Origin of the sequence: Deferrivibrio essentukiensis (assembly GCF_020480685.1) — a bacterium.
GTDB lineage: Bacteria > Chrysiogenota > Deferribacteres > Deferribacterales > Deferrivibrionaceae > Deferrivibrio > Deferrivibrio essentukiensis.
Genome location: NZ_JAJAFU010000050.1, coordinates 1 through 1,253, shown reverse-complemented (window position 1 = coordinate 1,253; position 1,253 = coordinate 1). Strand labels below are relative to the sequence as shown.

Genomic DNA, 1,253 nt, shown 5'->3' with positions numbered 1-1,253 from the left:
GGTAATGTCAATTTAATTGTGTCAGCCATCACCCTTGAAATCTTTTTATCCATTAAAGGCCTCCTCAAGAATATGTGAGTACCTTAATTTTCTTTGCTGATATTTTAAGCTCTTGTCACTAAAAAATAGATACAAGAATTTATTAGCACTTTCCTCAGAGTGAAAATAACCCCTAACCCTGATATTATCCTTAAGTTCCTTAAAGCATCTCTCAAGCCAATTAGTAGTGCTAAAATAGCTTCTTACTTTAGGATGAAATTTAAAAAAGTAAGAATAATTATTTATTTTATTTCTCAAGTTATTAAAGTATCTATAAAGCTTGCTCCATTTGTTGATAAAGGCAAGCAGGCGACTTTTAGCTTCATCTTCGGTTTTAGATTCAAATACATATTCCAATTCTTTTAATATCTCATCAAAGTGTGTTTTTCTGACTTTATTCTTGATATTTTTCTTCAGGTGAAACCAACAAAGCTGATGTTCTACATCAGGAAATACTTCATTAATTACTTCCGTAAGTCCAGGTAAATCATCACTAATAACCATCTTAACACCTTTTAGCCCCCTGTTACTTAAATTAACAAATATCTCTTTCCATACAGATGATTTCTCATCACCTCCAGGTAAGCAATAAGACAATATATCACGCCTACCATTCTTAGTAACCCCTAACACACCATAAACAGCTTCTTTATCCACACTACCTCTCATTAATGGAACATAAGTAGCATCTATATAAATTACAGGATACTCTTCGGTAAAATTTCTGTTGATAAACTTATTTATAACCTCTTCCGGTATTTCCAAACTGCTACTTACAAATGAAGCTGATACAGAGCTACCTACAAGATTTCTTATCACATCCCCTGTCTTTCTGGAACTTAATCCTGCACTAAATAATGCTCTTACAACATCATCAAGCATAAAAGTAACTCTCTTACGTTCAGGTATTATAGATGGTTTAAAATTACCATCACGAGTCCTTGGTATCTCAAGCTCCATATCTCCCAATATAGTCTTGGGTGTCCTAGTATAGTATCCATTGGCTCTTGTTTCAGAATGTTCTTTTAAGTAGTTTTCTCGCTCACTTACCATTATCTCTTGTATCATTTCCTTGAAATATTTGGATAATTGCTCTAAAATTATATTATCCATTGTAAAGTCCTCCTTTGAAGGTTTTTTATCTTACGTGCTTGTAGATAAATACTACAAACCTTCAAGGGGGATTTCAATGACACAATTTATTTTACACTACC

General features: G+C 32.9%; 1 protein-coding gene. It reads right to left on the bottom strand.

The annotated features are described in order from the left end of the window. Positions 1-45: 45 nt before the first annotated feature. Positions 46-1,152, bottom strand: a complete 1,107-nt coding sequence (locus LF845_RS11700) for an IS256 family transposase (protein WP_242821194.1) — start codon at positions 1,150-1,152, stop codon at positions 46-48. Positions 1,153-1,253 lie beyond the last annotated feature (101 nt).